The sequence below is a fragment of the Ferdinandcohnia sp. FSL W7-1320 genome, from assembly GCF_038050315.1.
Classification (GTDB): Bacteria; Bacillota; Bacilli; order Bacillales; family Bacillaceae_L; genus Ferdinandcohnia; species Ferdinandcohnia aciditolerans.
This window is the reverse complement of record NZ_JBBPAM010000001.1, coordinates 3,518,995-3,542,647: the sequence shown is the minus strand read 5'-3', so window position 1 is coordinate 3,542,647 and position 23,653 is coordinate 3,518,995. Positions and strand designations below refer to the sequence as shown.

Here is a 23,653-nt window from a genome sequence, read left to right as displayed (position 1 = left end):
CAACACAAAATTATGAAAATGGGCTAAAATGGAAGAGTAAACTCAAATTTAAGGAGTGAATGACATATGGATTTACATTTAAGCGGGAAAACCGCCATCGTTGCCGCATCTAGCCAAGGGCTCGGAAAAGCAATCGCAACCCAGCTCGTAAAAGAAGGCGCCAATGTGATGCTTGCAAGTCGCAGTGAGGAAAGATTAAAAGCAGTTCAAGAGGAACTTTCAGCATTAAATATGGGAAAAGTCTCTTTTCTTCAAACGGATATTACCAACAAAGAAGAAATTGAGGCTCTGATGAAACATACAATAGAAACGTTTGGCACAATCGATATTCTTGTAAACAATGCGGGAGGTCCTCCAGCAGGAACATTTGACCAGTTAGATGATGAAGCATGGCAGGGGGCATTTGAATTAAATCTATTAAGTTATGTTCGAATGATCCGTGGCGCTCTACCGTATTTGAAAGAAAACGGTGGAAAAATCATCAATATTGCATCTTCATCTATCAAAGTGCCTATTCCTGGTCTTATTCTTTCCAATACTTTTCGGCTAGGCATTGTTGGTTTATCAAAAACATTAGCTGACGAATTAGCGCCTTATAATATTCTCATCAATACGGTCGCACCCGGACGTATTGCAACAGACCGCGTTGCACACTTGGATCAAATCAATGCCGAAAAACTAGGAAAGCCGATTGAAGAAATTGAACAAATGTACAAAGAAACCATTCCGTTAAAACGTTATGGTGCACCTGAAGAATTTGCTAATATCGTTACGTTTTTAGTATCGGATGCTAATTCCTATATGACCGGACAAGCATACTTGGTTGACGGTGGAATGGTAAAGGCGATTTAAAATGAAAAAGAGGACTGTCACCAGTCCTCTTTGTTTATGCTCGTTGCAACAATGAAGAACCTGAAATCCCTGGTTCTGTCATTTCATATGGATTTAAGATTAAATCCAATTCTTCTTCAGTTAATACATCATATTGTAAACATAGTTCACGAACTTGTTTACCGTTTATAATAGCTTCCCTTGCAATTCGAGAGGCGACTTCATATCCGATATGTGGATTAACGGCAGTAATGAGTCCGACACTTCTTTCAACATAATCCTTTAAACGCTCTTCATTTGCTTTGATTCCTGATAGACAATAATCAGTAAATGCTCTGAATGCGTTATTCATAATGCTAAGTGATTGCAATAAATTAAATGCTAAAACTGGTTCCATTACATTCAATTCTAGTTGGCCAGCTTCAGTTGCTAACGAGATTGTATGATCATTTCCTAGCACTTGGAAGGCTACTTGATTAATCATTTCAGGCATAACTGGGTTTACCTTACCTGGCATAATGGATGAACCTGGTTGTCTTGCTGGTAAGCTGATTTCGCCGAGACCTGCACGTGGTCCTGAGGCCATTAAACGTAAATCATTTGCGATCTTTGACATACTCATCATATTTATTTTTAACGCAGCTGATACTTCTGCGTATGCATCGATATTTTGGGTAGCATCGACTAGATGTTCAGCACCTACTAAAGGCAGTCCACTAATTTCTGCTAGATATTTGACAACATTTTCGATATATCGTGGTTCAGCATTTAGCCCAGTTCCTACAGCTGTAGCTCCCATATTGACTTCATACAAATGCTGACGGGATTGTTGAATACGCTTTATATCACGTTCTAAAACACGGGCATATGCAGCGAACTCTTGTCCAAGTCGAATCGGCACTGCATCCTGAAGATGAGTTCTTCCCATTTTAATGATATGGTCAAATTCTTGCGCTTTTTGTTGGAAAACGCCTTTCATATATTCCATTGTGCTTAGTAATTTTTCAATTAAGTTAAGTGTGGCAATATGAAGTGCCGTTGGAAATGCATCATTTGTAGATTGAGACATATTCACATGGCTGTTAGGACTAACTTCATTATATTTTCCTTTTTCATGTCCAAGGATCTCTAGTGCACGATTAGCAATGACTTCGTTAGCATTCATATTAATAGACGTACCTGCTCCACCTTGGATAGGGTCTACAATAAATTGATCATGCATTTTTCCGTTAATAATTTCATCTGCAGCTTGTACAATTGGTTTACCAATACCTTCATATAGATGCTTCACATCCATATTTGCTAAGGCTGCTGCTTTCTTAACCATAGCTAATCCGATAATTAATTCTTCATGGATACGGTAACCAGTTATCGGAAAATTTTCAACTGCACGTATCGTTTGGACGCCATAATAGGCATCAAATGGAACCTCTTTTTCTCCAAGAAAATCCTTTTCTATTCGAACTTGGCTCATGATGTCCTCTCCCTTTTACATATACATTCTAGTAGTATTTAATTCTCTTTCCTACTAGTTTGCAACTGTCATCCACCCCATTATAACATGTATTTTTTACTTACCAACTAAAACCGCTTACAATTTAAATAATCTATTATTTGGAAAAGTCCAAGCCTAGGTTTGTCCGGACTAAATGATGAAAAAGCGGAATAGTATATACTAAGTATTCCGAAACTTTTCTCACGCTCATTCGTAATAAACGGTATCAGCAGTTTGAGGAAGGAGGGATGAACAATGGTACGATACATCACATTTGCGCTCCTTGTTACTGCCGTAGAGGTAGCAATTCTTTATGGAGTTTCCCTCTATTTAGATGCAAATACGTTAACTACCTTGTTTATTGGCTCTTGTTTTTTTATAATAGTCGCAATCTTAATGGGCTCCTCAGGCGATATCTTTACAAAAAACTCAGAGATGGCCGTTTTTAATACATTTCTCGGTAGTTACAGAGAAAAGCATGAAAAAGTCCGACTTCGAATTAGTCCATTTTTAACAGGATCTATCCTTTGTTTGATTTTGTATTTTGTATTGGATTATTTTATGTAGATTTAAAATTAATATCAGCATCTATCCATTTTGGAGATAGGTGCTTTTTTACGTCATTACAATTTCCCGTTGCAGCCTTCTCATTCTAAATAGATAATCATAGCAGAAACTTTTTTTAGATGGAATAAATCTTTTTTCAAATCTTTTCGTCTTAGATAATTGAGGTGATAAAAATGCCTGAGGATCAAGAACTAATTGAAGAAATCCTGCAAGGTAGTCAAGCGGCGATGGAGGTTTTGACAAGGAAGTATTATAAATCGATATACGCTTTTGTCTATCGAAAAGTGGGAAACAAGGAAATGGCGTACGATTTAACACAGGAAATTTTCATAAAAATGATGCAGCGGATTAAGTCTTATTCAAATAAAGGTAGTTTTAAAAGCTGGCTCTATACAATTGCCGTCAATCATTGCCGTGATTATTGGAAGAGTGCTGATTATAAACAAACCACTAAAATAACAGAGCTTCAAGATTCAATTAAAAGTACAAACAGTGATGTTCCCTACATATTTGAACGAAAGGAATCGCGGGAGCAGGTAAAGGCAGCGATTAATCGCTTACCAGATATTCAAAAAGAAGCCGTGATTCTGAAATACTATCATGACATGAAAATTAAGGAGATTGCCGACATCACGAAAGCGAATGTGTCGACCGTTAAATCAAGATTGAAGCAAGGCCTTGGGAAACTTGCAACATCATTAGAGAGAGGTGAGGGAAATGATCAAAAACGACAGACAAACCATTAAATTTGAGATCGATGATGAGATTTTAGAATTGGAACAGGAATTGGAAATGTCCCTTGACGAGTTTGATGTCGAATTTCCAAGTGAATCTGAAATTATGATGACAGTTGATGCGCTCCGTCCTCACGTTCCTAAAATAGAAAATAAATGGGATACACTTGTTGCCAGTGTGTCAACCGTAATGAAGTATTCTACAAGGGAAGTCTTTTATTTTTCACCATTGTTTTGGGGGTTAAATCTATTATTTTTACTAATCGGAGTAACTTCAACTCTATTTTACGAGGTAGATCCATATCTCATTATGCTGTATGTGGCTCCACTCCCAACATTCATCGGGATGATTGAAATATTTAAGAGTGGAAATACCGAGATGGCTGAACTAGAGATGTCATTTAAATTTAGCCTACAAGAAATTATTTTATCGAGAATGGTTGTTGTAGGAGCCTTCAATATTACCCTGAATATCCTTTTGACGATTAGTTTTGCAGTCCTTCAACCTGAGGTGATGATTGGAAAATTAATTCTTTATTGGGCGACACCATTTACGATCGTTACAGCGATCATGTTAGTGGTAGCTTCAAAATTTCGTGGATCATACACGCTAACTGGTGGACTAGTTGTTTGGACAGTTGTTGCTCTTTTTCTTGTACAACAAGATGTGATGGAAAGAATCGAAACGGTTTCAGCTGTTGTATATATTTTTGTAACTGTTGCTGCAACGATATTTATCTTGATTAAAATGAGTAGAATTTACAAAAGGGGAATTTCATATGAATTTAACCGTTGAAAATGTTTCAAAAGTCTTTGATGATAAAAAGGCTCTGGACTCTTTACATTTAGAATTTACAACAGGGGTGTACGGGATTTTAGGGGCGAACGGGTCAGGAAAGACGACATTGATGCGCATTCTTGCTAGTGTTATGAAGCCGAGCTCCGGAAGAGTATTGCTAGACGGTCAAGATATTTCGGTTTTGGATTATCGATATCGAGATGTCATCGGATATTTGCCTCAGCATGTGGGTCTTTACAAAAATTTTACAGCTGAAAAGTTTTTGCTTTATATTGCAACGTTAAAAGGTCTGTCAAAGGAAGACGCAAAAGCAAAGGTCATGGAAACATTGGAATTGGTAGGATTAACTGAGCACGCCAAGAAAAAGGTAGGGAAGTTTTCAGGCGGAATGAAGCGACGTGTCGGAATTGCGCAAGCTCTGTTAAATGACCCGAAAATTCTGATCGTAGACGAACCAACGGCAGGACTTGATCCAAAAGAGAGAATCCGGTTCCGAAATTTGATATCAAAAATCTCAACAAACCGTATTGTATTGGTATCCACACATATTGTGTCAGATATCGAATTCATTGCGAAGGAAGTTTTGATTTTAAAGTCAGGAAAACTGATTCAAAAGCAGACACCTCAATCGTTATTAAAAGGAATCGAAGAAAAGGTTTGGTCTGTCACAGTTGATACTGAATCTGAAACTACAAAGTTTCAATCTATATATAAGGTTGGCAACATTGCTCGTGTTGGGGATAAATTCAAGTTACGGATTTTAAGTGATGTTAAACCTCATCTAAATGCTGTAAATGAACATCCAAATCTAGAGGATCTATATCTCTACTATTTCGATGAGGAGGTCGCATAAATGGAGCTATTAAAATTTGAGTTATATAAAATTTTTAAGCAAAGAATGGTCTATGTTACGTTTCTTTTGTTGATTGTTTTTTCGACGGGATTCACCTATTATCCTAGTGCTGATCAAGAAAGAGCAATTTATAAGGATTGGGAAGGGAAAGTTACTGAGGAAAAACTTGAAGTTGCTGCAAAGGGCAATGAAGAGTTAATGAAAAAGCAAGACGAAATGATGGAAACCGATCAGTGGTTATCTGAAGATGAATGGACCCTGATGGGAGTTTACGAAAATCTCTCGTATGGCCATCAGGTGGAATTGAATGCTCAGGAAAAAATCAAAGAGCTAGCAGGGGAAAATAAATATAATACCGAGCTTCAAACAGCCATGCTAAAAGAGATCGATACCTCTTATTTCGCCTATAGCAAAGGTCCTGCAGAAATCATTGATTTTGCAAGTGTTTTTTCGGTATTCATCACCGGGGCAATGCTTTTGGTGGGGCTTTCTAGTATGTACACCCAGGAATATAGCACGGGGGTGGACAACTATATTCTTAGCTCAAAAAAGGGTAGAGGATCATTGCTAGGTGCCAAAATTGGAGCTGCCTTAATTTATACCGCTATTGTTGTAGTAGGGTGGGAGATTTTTAATATTGCGTGGAACCTTATTCAATATGGGAATAGTGGCTGGGAAACGTCCATCCAATATACATTTAAATACTATTTTTCGCCATATAGTTTTACAATGTTAGAGTACCATTTACTGCAATTAGGGTTCCATTTGTTCGGTGCGTGTAGTTTTGCCATTATGATTGTGCTTATCTCGTCTGTATGTAAAAATGCTTTGGTTTCACTTATCATAAATGGTGCTATCTTTGCGATACCATACTTTTTGGTAGAAACACTTCAACTTCCTAATTGGGTAGAGGATATCTTCCAATTTTCGTTTATATATTACATGAATGTTGAGCCATTTTTTGATGATTTTAACACAATCAATCTGTTTGGATTCCCTGTCCTGTATTCGATTGTTGCGCTTGTTGTGATGATTGGGGTTATCGTTGTGATTCCAATTTTAACATCACGCGTTGTGAAAAATAAGGAAGTTACTTCTTAAGTTAATTCACCTGTCCTGTGGGCGGGTGATTTTTTTATGTAGACAGGGTACAATGGAAAAATATAACTGAACAGGAATAAGGAGAATTCTATATGAGTAAAAAAGAAACGAGAATACGTATTACAGAGGAATACCCTACAAAAATTACTAGGGACTTTATCCAATTCTTAGATTACATAGCAAATAACAAAATAAAGTTAACAAAAGCAAATGAGTTCCTTCCTCGAAAGGATTTAATTGCAATTTATGACATAATGTCTGAGCCGAAATTTGATGTTCCTTTAAAAAACAATCAACCGGGATATCCACTTTTGCATTTATTTTTTCTTGCGAGCATCGAGTTAGATCTATTTCGAAAAGAGCCTTTGCATTCACAAAAGACAGTTACATTACAATCAAAAAGATATGAAGAATTTTTTAGACTAACAACTTCTGAGCAATATATTGCATTGTTAGAGGCTTTTTGGATGAAGGTTGATTGGGATTATTTACAAGGCGGCTATTTTGAGAGGGCCCCTCATAGTATTGATATCCTGTTTGATAAACTTGAGGAATACCCTGCTAATAAGATAATCTACATTAATAAAAATGATATATTAAGACGATTATTTTTTGATTTTGAGAATTTTCTATATTACTTTCATTACTTTGGGCTCTGGGAAGTTGTGTTTGATGAAGAAAAAACAAAAAAAGTCAGTCCGACTTATCGTGCCGCGAAATCAATTCTGCTAACCCCATTGTTTAAACATTTACAAGAATCATTACTTGATACATGGGATTCTGAGTCAAATCAAGAGTTTGGTTCACGATCATATCTTGATATATTAGGTCTTAGTTCAATATATCATCAAGGGCAAGATAGTGAAGAACCAGAAAGAATGCAACATGAATCTCTTTTTCCTTTATTACAGCCTTTATTTGAAGAAGGTGAGGTCACTCAAAACTTTCTTGAGAGCGAAATAAAGAATAGTTCGGGTACCTATTTATTTAAAGTGACTTTAAACCAGTCATGCTGGCGGAAGTTACAATTTTCAGCTTCACATACTTTATTGGATGTTCATCATTTAATCCAAGAGGCTTTTGATTTTGAAGATGATCATCTTTACGCCTTTTTTATGGATGGAAAAAAATTTAGCAGAGAAAACTTTTATAACTCACCATTTGATTTTGAGGGTCCCTATGCAAATGAGGTGAGTTTGGGAGAACTTCAACTTCGAGAGGGAAAAAGTTTTCTATATCTATTCGATTTTGGCGATGAATGGGAATTTTATATAGATGTTCTAAAAATTATTGAAGAAAAGCGTAAAACTAAGGCACGGATAGTTGATAGAAAAGGTGAAGCCCCGGCCCAATATGGGTGGGAAGAGGTTTGATTTCCTAAGTTTATTTTGGGATGTTAGATGAAATCCCGGAGGCAGTGAGTTATGTTTGTAGGTTCCTTCAAAAGGTGGATGAAGTCCCTTGCCAAGCGGAGTTCGATCAGTAGAGTCCTTCATAAGGACAATGAAGTCCCTTGCCAAGCAGAGTTCGGTCAGTAGAGTTCTACATAAGCGATATGAAGAGGAGGACCCCGCGGAAGAGATTGGCGAATCCCCTTCATAAGCGATATGAGGAGGAAAACTCCACAGAAAAACCCGCGGATCCCGTTCACCAGCGGTATGAAGGGGAAAACCCCGCGGAAGCGATCAACGAATCCCCTTCATCAGCAACTAAGCAATTTCAGCACTGTCCCAATTATATTAATACCCACCCCAATATCATCACGACCCATGCATGATACCTAAAATACTGGAAAACCTAAACCTAAACTTACTTATTTAGGAAATGAGGGTTTATTGTGGCAAATGAGAAAAAGCTTCCCGAAGCACCCGAGCCTTTATGGAGAGCCGATGTTGACATTCCGGAGTTTCCACCACTCGAGGAAGACCTAGAGGTAGATGTTGTGATTGTAGGTGGGGGGATTGCAGGTATTACCTCCGCGTATGTCTTAGTAAACGAGGGATTGAAAGTCGCCTTATTAGAGGCGGATCATCTAACCAATGGTACTTCCGGACACACAACTGCAAAAGTTACAGCACAGCATGACCTCATCTATGATGAGTTCATTACGAATTTCGGAAGAAGCACCGCAAGGCTTTATTATGAAGCAAACACGGATGCATTAAATTTTGTCAAAAAAACAGTAGAAGAGCACCAAATTGAGTGTGACTTTAAGGAACAGGATGCCTACCTTTACTCCACAACGGATGAGTATGCACAAAAGATTGAGAACGAAGCCCAGGCCTATGAAAAAATTGGAATTGATGGTGGCCTTGTAGACACTATTCCTTTTGACATTGAGATAAAAAACGCAATTGTGATGAAAAATCAGGGACAATTCCATCCAGTCAAATACTTAGCGCACCTTGTCAGAATCATTAAAGAAAAAGGTGGACTCATTTTTGAACATACGGTTGCGGTCAATGTTGAAACAGGGGAAAAACCTACCGTACTCACTCGCAATAACAAACGGGTAACTGGTGGTTTTGTCCTTGCATGTTCGCATTTCCCATTTTTCGAAGGGACAGGGCTTTATTCGGCTAGAATGAAAGCGTCGCGTTCATACGCTGTTGCCATTAAAGCACAGGAGAGTTACCCAGGTGGCATGTATTTGAGTGTCGATAAGCCAACTCGTTCGATTCGATCTGTTTCAACGAATGGCGAAGAGTACATTATCCTTGGAGGCGGAAGTCATCAAACGGGTGAAAGAACGGACACAAAGGAAGATTACAATTCCTTACGTATTTTTAGTGAACAGGTTTTTGAATTAGAGGATATTCAATACCACTGGTCCGCACAAGATCTTGAGACTTTGGACAAAATCCCATATATCGGGGAGTTAACAACCAGTGAACCAAACATTCTGGTCGCAACGGGTTTCCGTAAGTGGGGCATGACAAACAGTGCAGTAGCTGCCTTACTATTTAGAGATATTATTTTGAAACGAAATAATCCATATCGCGATCTGTATTCACCAGCCCGATTCTATGCACATCCTTCTCTGAAAAATTTCTTTGTGAACAATGCGAAAGTGGTGAAGCATTTAGTACAAGGAAAAATGGAAATCCCTCAGAAAAATGTCAATGACATTCAAAAAGGGGAAGGTGCCGTAATCTCCATTGATGGTCATCGAAAAGGGGCTTACAAAGACGAAACTGGAAAACTGTACATTGTTGATACAACCTGTACCCATGTTGGCTGTGAATGTCATTGGAATAATAGTGAAAAATCGTGGGACTGCCCATGTCATGGGTCACGTTTCTCCTATACGGGCGAAGTTTTAGAAGGGCCGGCAGAAAAGCCACTACAGAAATATGATTACTCAATGCTAGATAACTTAACATCAGAGGATTCGGGTTATTAAAAAATCAGGTACTTCCCTCGGGAGGTACCTTTTTTTTCTATTACCGCACCAAAGCGGTGAATCTATGTGAAAGACTATAATACTAGTAAAATTAGATATTTCGGCTTATACATGTTTGGCGTGAAAAATATTTTGTGGTAGTAAATAACTGAATATTACAAAAGATATTGACGGTCACAACTGGAAAATTGTAGTGTAATGGAGGCAGAGGACATTTCAAATTTTACAAACACTAAACGCAATTTACATCTTCTCAACAATTCCTCATCAAACGATTCTTGCGAATACATAATCTTGACAGTCAAAAGTGAAAAAGTCACCAGTTAGTCGACATTTTTTGCTTTTTTTCTGTATATACACGATACATAGAAGGGAGCGTGCCACTGACTTATATCATACGAGTTGTTTTTCAAAACTAAAAGCGGAGGTATGTAAATGAAGAAATTTGTCAGTTTTGCGATTGTGCTTTTACTCGTTTTAACGATGTTTGCAGGTGTAACTTTTGCCGACCAGCCCGACAATGCGGGGAAAGGGAACCAAGACTTTGTTGAAGGTGAACTAATCGTTTCAGTGGAGCCAAAACAAAAAGGCAATTCAGATTCCACAATCCAGAGCGCAGACAGTCTGACAGGTCAGGATGATGCGTTAAAAGCAAAAGGATTCTCAATCATAGACACTCTCCATGTTGAAGATACTTCAGTCAAACCACTCCTAAATAAAAATTTTAACAAAAAAGTAGTCGAGAAAATGGGCTTAGTCTACTTAGTCAAATACTCTCCGAATCAGTTCAAATCTAGTAATATGGCTATAAAAGAATTGCGTAAAGCGTTAATGAATCTTGGGTTCAAAGTTAGATATATTTCCGAAAACTATAAGATGATGGCCATTGAAGGAACAGCGACAATTCAAGCTGTTCATCAAAATCAAAAATGGCATTACGACATGATTAAGGCTCCGCAAGCATGGACAGTTACAAATGGTTCAAGTGCTGTAAAAATTGCTGTGTTGGATACTGGAATCGACCATAACCACCCTAGTCTGGCCAATTTTGTGAACACGAGCTTAGGAAGAACCTTTGTCGGTGGAACAACGATGGATGTTCAAGGTCATGGAACTCACGTTGCTGGAACGATTGCAAGCTATGGGTCTGTTTCGGGTGTCATGCAAAATGCAACCCTTATCCCAGTGAAGGTACTCGGTGATGATGGATCAGGTTCCTTATACGGAATCACACAGGGAATTTTATATGCAGCCAATATTGATGCAGATGTCATTAATATGTCTCTTGGCGGTGGAGGTTATAATCAAAGCATGGATGAGGCGGTACAAACTGCCACATCGCAAGGAACGATTGTTGTAGCAGCTTCTGGTAATGACGGGGCATCGAGTATTTCGTATCCAGCTGCTTATAGTAGTGTAATCGCGGTTGGATCCGTTACATCGAACCGAACACGCTCAAGCTTTTCAAACTATGGTTCAGGTTTAGAGCTTATGGCACCTGGCTCGAATATTTACAGCACCTATCCAAATAGTCGCTATACATCCTTATCAGGTACATCAATGGCGACTCCGCATGTGGCTGGGGTAGCGGGATTAATTAGAGCGGCGAATCCGAATATTTCAGTCTCACAAGCTAGACAAATCCTTCGAGATACAGCACAAGAGGCTGGTAGCTCCACGCAATACGGATATGGAATTGTTGATGCCCATGCAGCTGTTGTAGCAGCTTCTGGAGGCGGTGGAACCACACCACCACCACCATCATCAACTGAGACAGTTACAACAGTATCTACTAACTATAGCTACTATTATCGTGGCGAAACCGTCTATGTTACAAGTACAGTAAGAGATTCAAATGGAGCCGCGCTTGCAAATGCATCCGTGAATTTTAAAGTTACACGTCCAAATGGGTCAACTGTAACAGGAACTGCAACAACCAATTCGTCAGGTGTAGCAACTTGGTCGATCGGCACAAGCTATTCAACTGCAACTGGAACATATCGACTTGACGCCACTGCTTCAAAGAGTGGATACTCAAGCAGTACGGGTTCTACAACATTTAGAGTTTACTAATTATTTGCCGAATTTAGTCCATTTTTTAGGGAGTCTCACTTAAAGAGACTCCTATTTTTATGGTTTATATGTTAACTTAGAATAAAAATAGGTTGACAAATAAACCGTTTTCTCATTATTTTAATTATATAGATAAGAGAAGGAGGCTAAGGAATTGAAAAGGAAGTTATCAACAATTGATATTAGTTTAGTAGGAATGTTCGTGGCGTTAATGGCAATCGGGGCAAATATTACATCGATTGCGCCATTTATGGTTGTTGGCGGTGTACCGATCACATTGCAAACCTTTTTCGCGATCTTGGCTGGTGCGATTTTAGGTAGTCGTCTTGGTGCGATTAGCATGTGTGTGTATGCATTTGTAGGTTTAGTAGGGGTTCCTGTGTTTGCTAAGTTTAGCGGAGGGTTTACTCATTTATTAAGTCCAACTTTTGGTTTTATTGTTTCATTTATTTTAACGGCATATATCACAGGAATAATCATCGAAAAAAATAAGGCGCTACATACATACATCATTGCATCACTAATTGGGATGTCCATTAATTATCTTTTCGGAACGAACTGGATGTATTTTTCCTATCAATTATTTGCGGATGCTCCAGAAGGATTTACGTATTCTATGGCATGGTTGTGGATGATTGTCCCGTTACCAAAAGATATCGTCCTTGCGATTGGAGCAGGATTATTTGCGCACCGCTTTGAACGGACACTTGTTAGTCGTGGTTATTTAGCGAACTTGAAAAAATCAGTTAATTAGAAAAGATGGAGGAGAAAAAATGATGAGTAAATGGAAGGAATTAGCATTAAAGGTGATAGATGGCTATAAAGTAAGGAATGATGAGGCGTTAGATATCTTAAACTCTCCAGATGAAGAAATTTTAGAGTTACTTCATGGTGCGTACGTGATTCGTCATCATTACTATGGCAACAAGGTGAAGCTAAATATGATTATTAATACAAAGTCAGGGCTATGTCCGGAAAACTGCGGGTACTGCTCACAATCCAGTATTTCAACTGCACCGATTGAAAAATATCGAATGATGGACAAGGAAGAAATTTTGAAAGGGGCTGAAAAAGCTCATCAAATGCAAGTGGGCACATATTGTATCGTAGCAAGTGGACGCGGTCCTAGTAACAAGGAAGTGGACCACGTTGTATCTGTCGTAAGGGAAATCAAAGAAAAATATGATTTAAAAATTTGCGCTTGTCTTGGGATTTTAAAATCAGATCAAGCCAAAAAACTAAAAGACGCGGGTGTTGACCGCTATAATCACAATATTAATACATCTGAAAATCACCATGAATGTATTACAACCTCACATACCTATCAAGATCGGGTTAATACTGTGGAAACCATTAAAGAACAGGGGATTTCACCTTGTTCCGGGGTAATTGTGGGAATGAGGGAATCCAAGCAAGATGTTGTCGATATGGCAAGAAGCTTACGCGTCCTAGACGCGGATTCCATACCGGTGAATTTCTTGCATGCGATTGTTGGAACCCCTCTGGAGGGGACAAACGAGTTGAACCCACGATATTGCCTGAAGGTACTGTGCCTCATGCGCTTTATCAATCCAACGAAGGAAATTCGCATCTCAGGAGGAAGAGAAGTAAATCTGCGAAGCCTTCAACCACTAGGCCTCTACGCAGCAAACTCAATTTTTGTAGGAGATTATCTCACAACTATTGGCCAAGAAGGATCGGCTGACCATAAAATGTTAGAAGACCTAGGATTCGATATCGATTGGGACAGAGGGACAGGTCCACTGTCCCAAAATAAAGAATCTATTACAATTGATTAAGGTGAAATAGGTACTCCACTACTGTTCTTTTATGAATGTATGTACTCGAGGAGCCCTCTAATATAGGCTCCTCTATAAGTACAAAGTCCTGATAATAATTAATTTCTTAATATCATTTGCTATTTTCTTTTATATCTGTTATTCTAAGGAAGAATTATTTTTGTTCTTATTCAGATTAAAGATTCATTTTGTTTTTCGTCTAAGGTATTTGAACAAGGATAGTAACATATGTGTGGCAATCACACTAGGAGGCAATTTACATGGAACAAGGTAAAGTTAAATGGTTTAATTCAGAAAAAGGTTTTGGATTCATCGAGCGTGAAGGTGGAGAAGACGTATTCGTACATTTCTCAGCAATCCAAGGCGAAGGCTTCAAATCATTAGACGAAGGTCAAAGTGTAACTTTTGATGTAGAGCAAGGACAACGTGGTCCACAAGCTTCTAACGTTCGCAAAGCTTAATAAGTGCGCTTAATAAGCTAAGAGATATACCGATATCGGTATATCTCTTTTTTATGTTCCAATTATGAAAAAGAGCAGAGATAATTAGTCTGTTTTCCAAAATACTGCAGTTTGCGGAGCCGCTGATATACTTCCGGTGAGAACAAAAAGTTCATACTTTTCCCTATCTATGAGTAAGCCGGAGAACATTATTGCTCGTTATGTTCTTTATGATTTAAAGAGACTCGACTTTTTTCCTTCCTCTGTAAGGTACTCAACAACTGTTTCATGAAACTTTTCTGGTTCTTTGTACCATTTATTATCTAATTTAAAAAGAATCAATTTCCTTTTTCAACGATTCAATTTACAAAATTTAAGCAAGGCAATTTCTTGTTCCAAATTCTGGTTTCAATTTTCCTGTTAAATTTACTATAATAGAAGTTCAATAAATTGAAAAGGAAGTAAATGATGAAAAGAAAATTATCAATTAGTGGACTTGTTATTTTAATTATTTTTCTTGCTTTACTGGGTAGTTACAAGTTAATGAACTCAAGGTCATTCCAACTTTTTGGCGGGCTTACGCAGCAAGTTGAAACAGATCAAAAGCTAGTTGCTTTGACATTTGACGATGGACCGACTGAAAATGTGAACGACATCCTACCACTTTTGGACAAATATGATGTGAAGGCAACATTCTTTTTAATTGGACAAGATATCGAGAAATATCAAGAGGAAGCGAAGAAAATAGCTGAAGCTGGGCATCAGGTTGGAAATCATACGTATTCCCATAACCGAATGATTTTCAAATCCCCATCCTATATTAAAGAAGAAATTGAAAAAACTGATGAATTAATCCGTGAAGCAGGGTATGAGGGAGAAATTGACTTCCGCCCACCAAACAGCAAAAAGCTCGTTGGATTACCTTACTATCTTTACAAACAAAAGAAAGACACAATCACCATGAATATTGAACCGGACACTTTCTACACTGAAACCGAGGATAGGATCCAGTATGTCAAAGAACAAATAATCCCTGGTTCAATCATTTTGATGCATCCGATGTATGAAGATAGCGATAAAGTTTTAGCAGAAATTGAGGGGATTATCCAATCGCTTAAGGATGAGGGGTATAGGTTTGTGACTGTTAATGAGTTGCAGGGGATGTAGACTGGGATGGTGTTAAAGTAATAGAATTATTAGAATTTTATGCTAAGGTAAAGTTAAGTGATTTATCGTATACATGTAATAATAGTTTGTTAATGAATGATTTTGTGGTAAGGAAATGAATAGATAGGAGGAAGACAATTGCGAACACTTGTCATTAGTGATATTCACGGTTGTTTCGATGAATTTAACGATTTATTAAAGCTTGTCAAATATGTACCTAACCAGGATCGCTTAATCCTGTTAGGTGACTATGTGGATAGAGGCCCCAAAAGTAAAGAAGTTATTCAAAAGATTATAGAACTAGCAGAATATGAAAATGTGATTGTTTTACGTGGAAATCATGATGACAGGTTTCTCAGGGTTCTAAATTGGGATTCTTCGGTATATGACGTCTTTATGGAATATGGTGGGAAGGAAGCTTTACAAAGTTATTGTCCTGATGCCGAGAACATGTCAATCAACGAAACTATTCAATTTATTAACCAAAAGTATCATGACCATATTGACTTTCTCCAACAAACAAAATTATATTTTGAAGACGATGATTTTATTTATGTACATGCTGGATTAGATCCAGCATATCTTAACTGGAAAGACCAACCTCCTAGCACTTTTTTTACGATTCGTGACGGGTTTGTTAACAATAAAACAAACGTGGATCGAAAAGTAATCTTTGGACATATCATCACAAATAAAATCCATAAATCCGCAAACATTTGGTTTTCTAATGATAAAATCGGAATAGACGGCGGATGTGCGATGGGTCATCAATTAAATTGTTTGGAGATTGTTGATAGTGATACTTTGAATGAGTATTATGTTGAAAGTAGAAAGTTTATTGAAGTGAAGAAATAAATTTTCCTTTTATTTTTAAACAATAATAAAGGCAAGTCGTAAAAACGTGAAAAGATTACCCCACAAAGGGTAATCTTTTTTCATTGTTTTTCATTTACAAAATATTGTTTTCGAAATTCATTGGGGGTCATGTTGAATACTTTTTGGAAGGTTTTTGTAAAAGATTTTGGATCCTTATACCCCACTAATGACCCTATTTCATATATTTTAAGATTTGGATTCTTTGTTAGTTCACTTGCTTTTTCCATTCGTACTCTTGTTAAATAGTTTAAGAAGGTTTCGCCTGTAACAGATTTAAAAACCTGTCCGAAGTAGTGGTCAGTAAGATGCAAACGATTTGCAATTTCCTTTAAAGTTAGTGATTTCATTAGATTGGCTAAAATATATGATTGAGCACTTAGAACCAGCCTATCATGGTAGGTAGTTGGCTCATTCTCAGGATGAGAGCTTTCATTTTTCATCGGGTTAATATCCTTTTGAATTCGATCAATTGTTTCCATTAGTTCATCCGTATCAATTGGTTTTAACACATACCCTTTAGCATTGTACTTCATTGCTTTTTGTGCGTAAGAAAATTCTTCGTACCCACTCATAATGATCACTTGGATGTTGGAATTTCTTTCATAAATATGCTTAGTTAATTCAATCCCATTCATTTCTGGCATTCGAATGTCAGTTAAAATGATATCCAGGTTCTCTTGCTCCATCCAAAAAATCGCTTCTTTTCCGTTCTCAGCGGTGCCAACGACATCGATATTACGTTCGTGCCACTCATCTAATGATTTTAAACTATCTGAAATTAGCCAATCATCATCTACTATTAACATCTTGAGCATTGTGTACCTCCATTGGTATTGAGATTGTAACAGTTGTTCCCTCATTTAGTTCGCTGTCAATCGATATTCCAAAAGACGTGTTATAATGTGACTGGATTCTTGTTTGAACATTGTATAGCCCAATTTTATTCTTATATTTCGCAAGTTCTTTCGAGCTGTGCTTAAGTTGGTGCCGAATTTGTTGTAGCTTAAAGGAATCAATTCCTATTCCGTTATCTTTAATTGTAAAAAGTATCGTTTCTCCTTTTGTTTCCCCAATAATCTCTATTTGGCCTTCTGATTTTATAGGGTCTATCCCATGGATGACGGCATTTTCAACAATTGGCTGGAGGATCCATTTTACTGATAGATAATTTTCTATTTTTGGGTCAATTGAAAGTGAGTATTTAAATGGCACTCTCATTCTTGCCTTTTGAATTTCTAAATAATTCACAATATAATTGATTTCCTGTTTGATTGGAATTTTTTCTTCAAATGAGCTTATACTTGATCGTAATAGTCTACCGAGCAATACAATCAAACGACTAATTTCATGTTCTCTTTTTTTTCTAGCCAAAGAGTTTATCGTTTCTAAAGTGTTATAAATAAAATGTGGATTAATTTGTAGTTGCAAAGCCGTGATTTCAGCTTCTTTTTTTAACTTTTCTTCGCGTTTAACTGCTTGGATAAGTTTCTTTAATTCAGTAATCATCGTATTAAAGCCTTTTCCAAGTTCACCAATCTCGTCTTTTGTTTTAACAAGAAATTTCTCTTCAAGGTATCCTTTTTCTACTTTCTTCATCACTCTACCAAGATTTTTAATAGGCGTTGAAATTCGATGTGATATAAATAATGAAGCCAGTAAACAAATCAATGCAGTAATAATTGTAACAAGCATTGCGATTTTTCTAATTTCATAAATTGGTCCATAGAAAGCGGTCTTCTCAAAATACTCTGATACAAACCAACCTGTTTGTGGAAAATACTTCGTGAAAATAAGATATTCCCTTCCATATTGGCTTTTAATGGTTGAACCTGAATGCGATCGAAATACATCTTTAAAAACTATGCTATTCTCTGGTGCTAAAACAAAACCAGAATTGTCATGAATGAAGGTTCCTGAATTTTTATAGGAAGTACCTGAATTATTTTGCAATATTGCTTTGACCGAATCCTCTTTAAAATCAATGATAAGAAATCCGTATGACTTTAATTTACGATCCCATACTTTTTTTACATAGGAATAAACTTCTTGGCCCTTATCATGATTTGAATAGGGTCTTTCATGTAGATTTGTAATTTGTGGGGTAAGGTAATTATTTTGTTCCACGTCTTTCACCCATGGAAGCTTTCTGAAGCCCTCATTTGTAAATTGTAAATCATGAGAGTACCCATAATTGTAAAAATACCCATTATTACTAACGATCATAATTCCTGCTATTTCAGGTCTTATATTTTGTATACTCAAGAGTAATTCATCGAGCTCTAAATAAAGTTTAGAATGTTCTAATGGATTTGTATTTGTGAGAAACTCTGAAAACACCTTACTCTGAGTAATGCCTTTTTCCATCCTTTCCATATCATTTATGATTAAGGAAAGCGCATTCATCTTTTGCTTTAATATATCATCTGCGTGATTCTGTAAATTTTCATAAACATTATTGGAATATCTATCATAGGCAAACCAGCCAACAATACCCATAGGAATTAAGGAAAATAGAAGAAAAGTCATAAAGAGCTTGAAAAAAATTGAGTTAATGAATTTCATAATTTTCCTCCATAAATTAGGTGAATTTGAAATCTATGAAATATTAACCACGATTCACCCCCCTATTATCCACCTTCTACACTATTGAATGAAAATTAACATCATTTAAAATTATTAATAAATAAACGTTATTCTTATTCTATGAAAAGGAGCGTGAAAAGTAAAATAGTAATTTTGTAATTCTATTAAACAAAAAAAGAAAATAAGGATGGGATGTTTATGAAGGGGAGCAAACATAAGATTTCTTTATTACTTGTAATACTGATGTTATTTACAGTAGCTTGTCAATCACCCACATCATCAACTGATAATAAAACAAAAACAGATTCTACAGAAGAGAAAAACGAAACAGCAAGCGGGAATAGTGATGCGCTTGATCTAATGATACCGAACTTTTACAACGATGTAGAGAAACAACAATGGGAAAGTGTAGTAGAAAAATTTAAAGAATTGAATCCTGGAATTGAAGTGAATCTTACAACTGGGGATGTGCAAGTAGAGTCTGGAAAATTGCCAACTCTTTTGCAATCAGGAATTGAGCCTCCAGATGCTATCTTGATGAATGCAGGTCCAGGAAGGGTATCGATTCTATCAGATGTAGAATTAATTCAGCCACTCAATGAGCTATATGAGAAGAATAATTGGGAAGATGCCCTTCGACCATTTGCATATGACCTTATCTCAAAAGGGGAAAACATCTACGAGGTACCACACATGATTGATGCAATCGGGATGTTTTACAACAAAGATATTTTTGAGCAGCATGGTGTAGAAGTACCATCTACTAAAGATGAATTTTTGAAAGCGCTTCAAACACTTAAAGATGGGGGCGTTGCACCCATTACAGTTGGGGCAAGAAACGGATATGCGATAGGTTGGATCTTCGGTGTCATGATGGAAAGTGTAATGGGAACTGAAAAAGTAGAAGAATTACTTTATGGGGATGGAAAATGGAATGACCCAGAAGTAGTAAAGGTTGCTGAAATGCTTGCTGAATGGGTAGAAGAGGGCTATATCACGAAAGAGTCAGTTACCCAAACTCAGGCCGATTCTAAGTTCAGATTTTTATCGAAACAAGCAGCAATGGAATCTGAAGGTACTTATCTCATTACCGATTTAGCTGATCAAAACCTTCAGGATAGTGTTGATATGTTTATGATGCCATCCTTTGTTGATGGAAAAACTGCGAAGCCTGTTGGGGGTGTTGGACAAACATGGGTAGTTCCTACGAAGGCGATAAATGTAGATTATGCTGAAAAATGGATGGGATTCATTTTATCAGAGGACTTTAGCAAAATCGTATTAAACTTTCCAGATTACAATTTTATCCCTGCATCTAAGGCTTCTATGTCTATTGAACCTGTAGGTGAAGTTTTAAAATCTGCTATGAAACAAATTGAAGATGGCTCTGGCTTAAATCCAAGTGTATTTATTGGTGTAGAAGCAAAAGAAGCTTACTATCAAAATCTCCAAGGGCTTGTCGGTGGATTGGTTACACCGCAAGAGGCAATGGAAAGCATTGAAAAAGGTGCTGAAAAAGACCGAGCTAATGGGTTTAGTTTGAAATAACAATTGAATGGTGGGACTTGGACACGCTGATTATGTGACTAGGTCCCAACTAAGGAAGGAGGCAATATATGAGTCATTCACCACCTGTATTAGAAATGGATAATAAAAAAAATGTAATCGCTGTTAATAGTAAAGCAAGAATGAAAATTAAGAAGGCAATTACGATCGCGTCATTCATTCTCCCAGGATTGTTATTATATGCAGTTTTTATGCTTTATCCAATGATTGACGCTATCCGTTATAGCTTCTTCGATTGGGATGGAGCATCATCAACCATGAACTTTGTAGGGCTTGAAAATTATGTCCAATTAACAAAAGATGACATTTTTTTAAAATCATTAGGCCATAACCTTTTATGGGTCGTACTTAGCCTTGCCCTTATGGTGGTTCCTACCTTAGTGTTGGCAGTATTAATCAGTAGGGTTAAGAAAGGAAAGACGTTTTTTAGAGCAGGATTTTATCTACCAAGTGTTCTTTCCTTAGCTGTTGTTGGGGTACTTTGGTCAAAAATCTATGATCCAATGATGGGTCCCATTAATGTTTTTCTTAAAACGGTAGGGTTGGATAGTCTAGCAAAAAACTGGTTAGGGGAACCTTTATTTGTTATCCCAGCTCTCGTAATTGCAAGTACTTGGGCATTCTATGGTTTGTATTTAATTCTTTTCCTTGCAGGTCTACAAAGCGTTGACTATAGCGTATATGAAGCTGCGGACATCGACGGGGCTGGACCAATAAGTAAGTTTTGGCATATTACCATTCCAAGTTTAAGAAATACATTAAATGTTGTTATCAGTATGGTTATTATCCACGCACTTAAAGGGTTCGCATTGATTTGGATAATGACGCAAGGCGGTCCTTTCTACATGAGTGAAGTTGTTTCCACTTATGTGTATAAAGCGGCATTTAGTATGAACAAAGTAAGTTATGCAACTGCCGGTAGCGTGGTATTGGGGATTATTGTAATCGCATTTACGATTGGCTTTAACTATTACCGAGAAAGGACTGAATAGAATGGTAACACGATTGAGACAGTTAAAAGGATCCCAGCTAACTCTATGGATTACCCTATCGGTATTGTTACTTTTCATTACATCCCCTATTGTATATGCAATATTAGCAAGTTTTAAATCGAATATGGAGATTTTTAGTTCACCTTTCTCATTACCTAAATCATGGAATTTTGATAATTATATTGGCGCTTGGAATTTAGGAAACTTTAAAACTTACTTTCTTAATAGTGCATTTATTACGATAGGGGGCATGGTGCTAGTTGCATTAGTTGCTGCACCAGCAGGTTATGCATTTGCACAGCTTTCATTTAAAGGAAATAATCTAATCTTTTATCTAGTGTTGTTAGGAATGGCCCTCCCGGTTCAGGCTATTATCATTCCGATTTTCTTTCAACTGAAGGCTATGGGGATGGTAGATACTCTTTCAGGTGTAACGTTAGTATCGGCAGGTCTAGCACTTCCATTCTCAATATTCCTAATGAGAAATACATTTAGGGATGTACCAAAGGAATTGCGTGAATCAGCTGCAATGGACGGGGCTGGAGAATGGAGAACCTATTGGACAATTATGTTGCCTTTAGCAAAACCAGGTTTAGTTGCACTACTTATCTTTACTTTTATGAATATATGGAATGATTTCTTACTGCCGCTAGTTCTATTAATTTCACAAGAGAAATTTACAATTTCTTTAGGTCTATATTCCTTCCAAGGAGAGCAAACAACCAACTTCGGGTTAATCTTTGGTGGAACTGTTATAAGCATGATCCCGAGTATTATAGTGTATTTGATTTTCCAACGGTCCTTTGTTGAAGGGATGGCAAGTGGTGCAAATAAATAATACTTGTAAATCATAAATGAAAAATTAAAACAAAAGGAGAGATTTTTTAATGGCTACAATTACAGATTTATATGAAGGAAAACACACACTTAAAAACGATTGGGGATCCATTCAATGGCTTTGCGGTCAGGAAATCGATCCAGAATCTGAAATGACTTTTGGGATGGTTTATATCAATGCTGGTGAATCAAATCCACGACATATCCATCCAAATTGTGAAGAAGTAATCTTTGTTATATCAGGTGAGTGTGAACATACCCTAGGTGATGAAACGTACCACTTAAAACCAGGAATGATGTTACGTATTCCTAGAAATGTTCCACATAATGCAACTGTTACTAGCTGGGAGCCATGTAGAATGATTATCGCTTATTCTGCACCTGACAGACAAACAATTGGTGAATAAGGACGATAAAAATTCGAATCAAAAGGAGACTTAAACATGGAACCAATTAAATTTAACTATGAGTATACCAACAAACTTCGAATAGGTTTTATCGGATGTGGTGCACATGCATATCGAAATGTATATCCAACATTTGATTATGCACCGATTGATCTAATAGCAGTTTGTGATTTAAATCAAGAAAGAGCGGAACTGTACAAGAAGCGTTTTGGAGCAAAAAGTGCCTATACGGATTACAAGGAAATGATCAAAAAAGAAGATCTTGACGCTGTATTCATTGTTTTAAACTTTGATAAAAATGGTCATCCACTTTATCCAAAAATTGTTCCAGATATCCTTAAAGCGGGGCTTCCTGTATGGATGGAAAAACCATTAGCATACACAACGAAAGAAGGCGAAGAGCTTCTTGAACTAGAAGCTCAAACAGGCCAAACAGTCTTAGTATCGAATAAACGTTATTTCTATCCTACTTTTGTAAAAACAAAACAAATCTTACAATCTAGCAGTTTTGGAGAGGCAGCTTCTGTTACTGGTAGATATCCATTAACATTATCTCCATTTGACGAGAAGCTAGGAGAGAGAACGGGTCTACATTGGTTTTTAGACATCTGTCACCCAATGTCCGGTATTCATTACCTAATGGGTGATGTGAAAGAAATGATGTTTATCGAGCATCAGCCAAGCGGGAATGTGCAGACTCTATTAAAATTCAAATCTGGTGCTATTGGAAATTTAGAGCTGCCTTCAACACAAGCAGACACAAGTCCATTTGAGCGTTATGAAGTGATAGGAAATAAAGAAAATGTGGTTATTGATAATGCAATCCGCCTTGCTTACTATAGAGGGTCAAAAGGTAGTGGAGAATACGGAAAGGCACCAATTTACATTGGGGATAATCCATTAGAAGGTCCTGTTCATTGGGAACCTGAATTCTCACTTGGTCAGTTATATAATAAGAACCTATTTTTACAAGGGATGGTTCAAAGTGTAAATCATTTCGCCCATGCAGTCTTAAATGATCGAAAAGTAGAACTTGCTACTTTAAAAGATGCTGTTCATTTAACAAAAATCTTTGAAGCGTATAAGAACAATCGTTCAGGTAAGTGGATCACAATCGAGTAGACGGGGGT

Annotated in this window: 22 protein-coding genes; 19 read left to right on the top strand and 3 right to left on the bottom strand. The window is 37.1% G+C overall.

Annotated features, from left to right (window positions below):
* The first annotated feature begins 66 nt into the window (after positions 1-66).
* Positions 67-852, top strand: a complete 786-nt coding sequence (locus tag NST91_RS17525) for an SDR family oxidoreductase (protein WP_341332159.1) — start codon at positions 67-69, stop codon at positions 850-852.
* A gap of 34 nt (positions 853-886) precedes the next feature.
* On the opposite strand, the gene aspA is transcribed toward NST91_RS17525, so the two are convergent.
* The gene (gene aspA / locus NST91_RS17520) at positions 887-2,305 is read right to left on the bottom strand and encodes an aspartate ammonia-lyase (RefSeq protein WP_341332158.1); all 1,419 of its coding nucleotides are present in this window, start codon (positions 2,303-2,305) and stop codon (positions 887-889) included.
* A 276-nt stretch (positions 2,306-2,581) separates the two neighbouring features.
* Between aspA and NST91_RS17515 the strand changes: the two genes are divergently transcribed.
* From NST91_RS17515 to NST91_RS17455, 13 genes are all read left to right on the top strand, one after another.
* Complete coding sequence (locus tag NST91_RS17515; RefSeq protein ID WP_341332157.1) at positions 2,582-2,893, top strand: hypothetical protein; 312 nt, start codon at positions 2,582-2,584, stop codon at positions 2,891-2,893.
* 173 nt (positions 2,894-3,066) lie between these two features.
* Positions 3,067-3,639, top strand: coding sequence for an RNA polymerase sigma factor (locus NST91_RS17510; RefSeq protein WP_341332156.1), 573 nt, complete (start codon positions 3,067-3,069; stop codon positions 3,637-3,639).
* Positions 3,611-4,423 carry a hypothetical protein gene (locus NST91_RS17505; RefSeq protein ID WP_341332155.1) on the top strand — a complete coding sequence of 271 codons (813 nt, stop codon included), beginning with the start codon at positions 3,611-3,613 and terminating at the stop codon, positions 4,421-4,423. The genes NST91_RS17510 and NST91_RS17505 overlap by 29 nt, the downstream gene beginning before the upstream one ends.
* Positions 4,407-5,279, top strand: coding sequence for an ABC transporter ATP-binding protein (locus tag NST91_RS17500; protein ID WP_341332154.1), 873 nt, complete (start codon positions 4,407-4,409; stop codon positions 5,277-5,279). The genes NST91_RS17505 and NST91_RS17500 overlap by 17 nt, the downstream gene beginning before the upstream one ends.
* A complete protein-coding gene (locus NST91_RS17495) occupies positions 5,280-6,380 on the top strand; it encodes a hypothetical protein (protein WP_341332153.1) in 1,101 nt (366 codons plus the stop codon).
* A 92-nt stretch (positions 6,381-6,472) separates the two neighbouring features.
* Positions 6,473-7,753, top strand: a complete 1,281-nt coding sequence (locus NST91_RS17490; RefSeq protein ID WP_341332152.1) for a plasmid pRiA4b ORF-3 family protein — start codon at positions 6,473-6,475, stop codon at positions 7,751-7,753.
* A 464-nt stretch (positions 7,754-8,217) separates the two neighbouring features.
* Positions 8,218-9,783 (top strand): FAD-dependent oxidoreductase, encoded by a 1,566-nt coding sequence (locus NST91_RS17485; protein ID WP_341332151.1) that lies wholly within the window; start codon positions 8,218-8,220, stop codon positions 9,781-9,783.
* Between the two features lie 435 nt (positions 9,784-10,218).
* The gene (locus NST91_RS17480) at positions 10,219-11,856 is read left to right on the top strand and encodes a S8 family peptidase (protein WP_341332150.1); all 1,638 of its coding nucleotides are present in this window, start codon (positions 10,219-10,221) and stop codon (positions 11,854-11,856) included.
* 154 nt (positions 11,857-12,010) lie between these two features.
* Positions 12,011-12,610 (top strand): biotin transporter BioY, encoded by a 600-nt coding sequence (locus tag NST91_RS17475; RefSeq protein ID WP_341332149.1) that lies wholly within the window; start codon positions 12,011-12,013, stop codon positions 12,608-12,610.
* Between the two features lie 22 nt (positions 12,611-12,632).
* Positions 12,633-13,655, top strand: coding sequence for a biotin synthase BioB (bioB, locus tag NST91_RS17470; protein WP_341332148.1), 1,023 nt, complete (start codon positions 12,633-12,635; stop codon positions 13,653-13,655).
* A gap of 260 nt (positions 13,656-13,915) precedes the next feature.
* Positions 13,916-14,116: a cold-shock protein gene (locus NST91_RS17465; RefSeq protein WP_099353760.1), complete on the top strand. Its 201-nt coding sequence runs from the start codon at positions 13,916-13,918 to the stop codon at positions 14,114-14,116.
* Between the two features lie 447 nt (positions 14,117-14,563).
* Entirely contained in the window at positions 14,564-15,262 is a 699-nt protein-coding gene (locus NST91_RS17460) for a polysaccharide deacetylase family protein (RefSeq protein WP_341332147.1), read from the top strand.
* Between the two features lie 138 nt (positions 15,263-15,400).
* Positions 15,401-16,117 (top strand): metallophosphoesterase family protein, encoded by a 717-nt coding sequence (locus tag NST91_RS17455; RefSeq protein WP_341332146.1) that lies wholly within the window; start codon positions 15,401-15,403, stop codon positions 16,115-16,117.
* 80 nt (positions 16,118-16,197) lie between these two features.
* On the opposite strand, the gene NST91_RS17450 is transcribed toward NST91_RS17455, so the two are convergent.
* Together NST91_RS17450 and NST91_RS17445 are read right to left on the bottom strand one after the other, a co-directional pair.
* Entirely contained in the window at positions 16,198-16,953 is a 756-nt protein-coding gene (locus NST91_RS17450) for a response regulator transcription factor (protein ID WP_341332145.1), read from the bottom strand.
* Positions 16,928-18,700 carry a cache domain-containing sensor histidine kinase gene (locus tag NST91_RS17445; protein ID WP_341332144.1) on the bottom strand — a complete coding sequence of 591 codons (1,773 nt, stop codon included), beginning with the start codon at positions 18,698-18,700 and terminating at the stop codon, positions 16,928-16,930. Before NST91_RS17445 ends, NST91_RS17450 begins: the two co-directional genes overlap by 26 nt.
* A 219-nt stretch (positions 18,701-18,919) precedes the next feature.
* On the opposite strand from NST91_RS17445, the gene NST91_RS17440 reads away from it, so the two are divergent.
* From NST91_RS17440 to NST91_RS17420, 5 genes are all read left to right on the top strand, one after another.
* The gene (locus NST91_RS17440) at positions 18,920-20,269 is read left to right on the top strand and encodes an ABC transporter substrate-binding protein (protein WP_341332143.1); all 1,350 of its coding nucleotides are present in this window, start codon (positions 18,920-18,922) and stop codon (positions 20,267-20,269) included.
* A 68-nt stretch (positions 20,270-20,337) separates the two neighbouring features.
* The gene (locus tag NST91_RS17435; RefSeq protein ID WP_341332142.1) at positions 20,338-21,279 is read left to right on the top strand and encodes a carbohydrate ABC transporter permease; all 942 of its coding nucleotides are present in this window, start codon (positions 20,338-20,340) and stop codon (positions 21,277-21,279) included.
* A 1-nt stretch (position 21,280) separates the two neighbouring features.
* Entirely contained in the window at positions 21,281-22,117 is an 837-nt protein-coding gene (locus NST91_RS17430) for a carbohydrate ABC transporter permease (RefSeq protein WP_341332141.1), read from the top strand.
* A gap of 49 nt (positions 22,118-22,166) precedes the next feature.
* Positions 22,167-22,523, top strand: a complete 357-nt coding sequence (locus NST91_RS17425; RefSeq protein WP_341332140.1) for a cupin domain-containing protein — start codon at positions 22,167-22,169, stop codon at positions 22,521-22,523.
* Between the two features lie 36 nt (positions 22,524-22,559).
* Positions 22,560-23,645 (top strand): Gfo/Idh/MocA family protein, encoded by a 1,086-nt coding sequence (locus NST91_RS17420; RefSeq protein WP_341332139.1) that lies wholly within the window; start codon positions 22,560-22,562, stop codon positions 23,643-23,645.
* Positions 23,646-23,653: the final 8 nt, after the last annotated feature.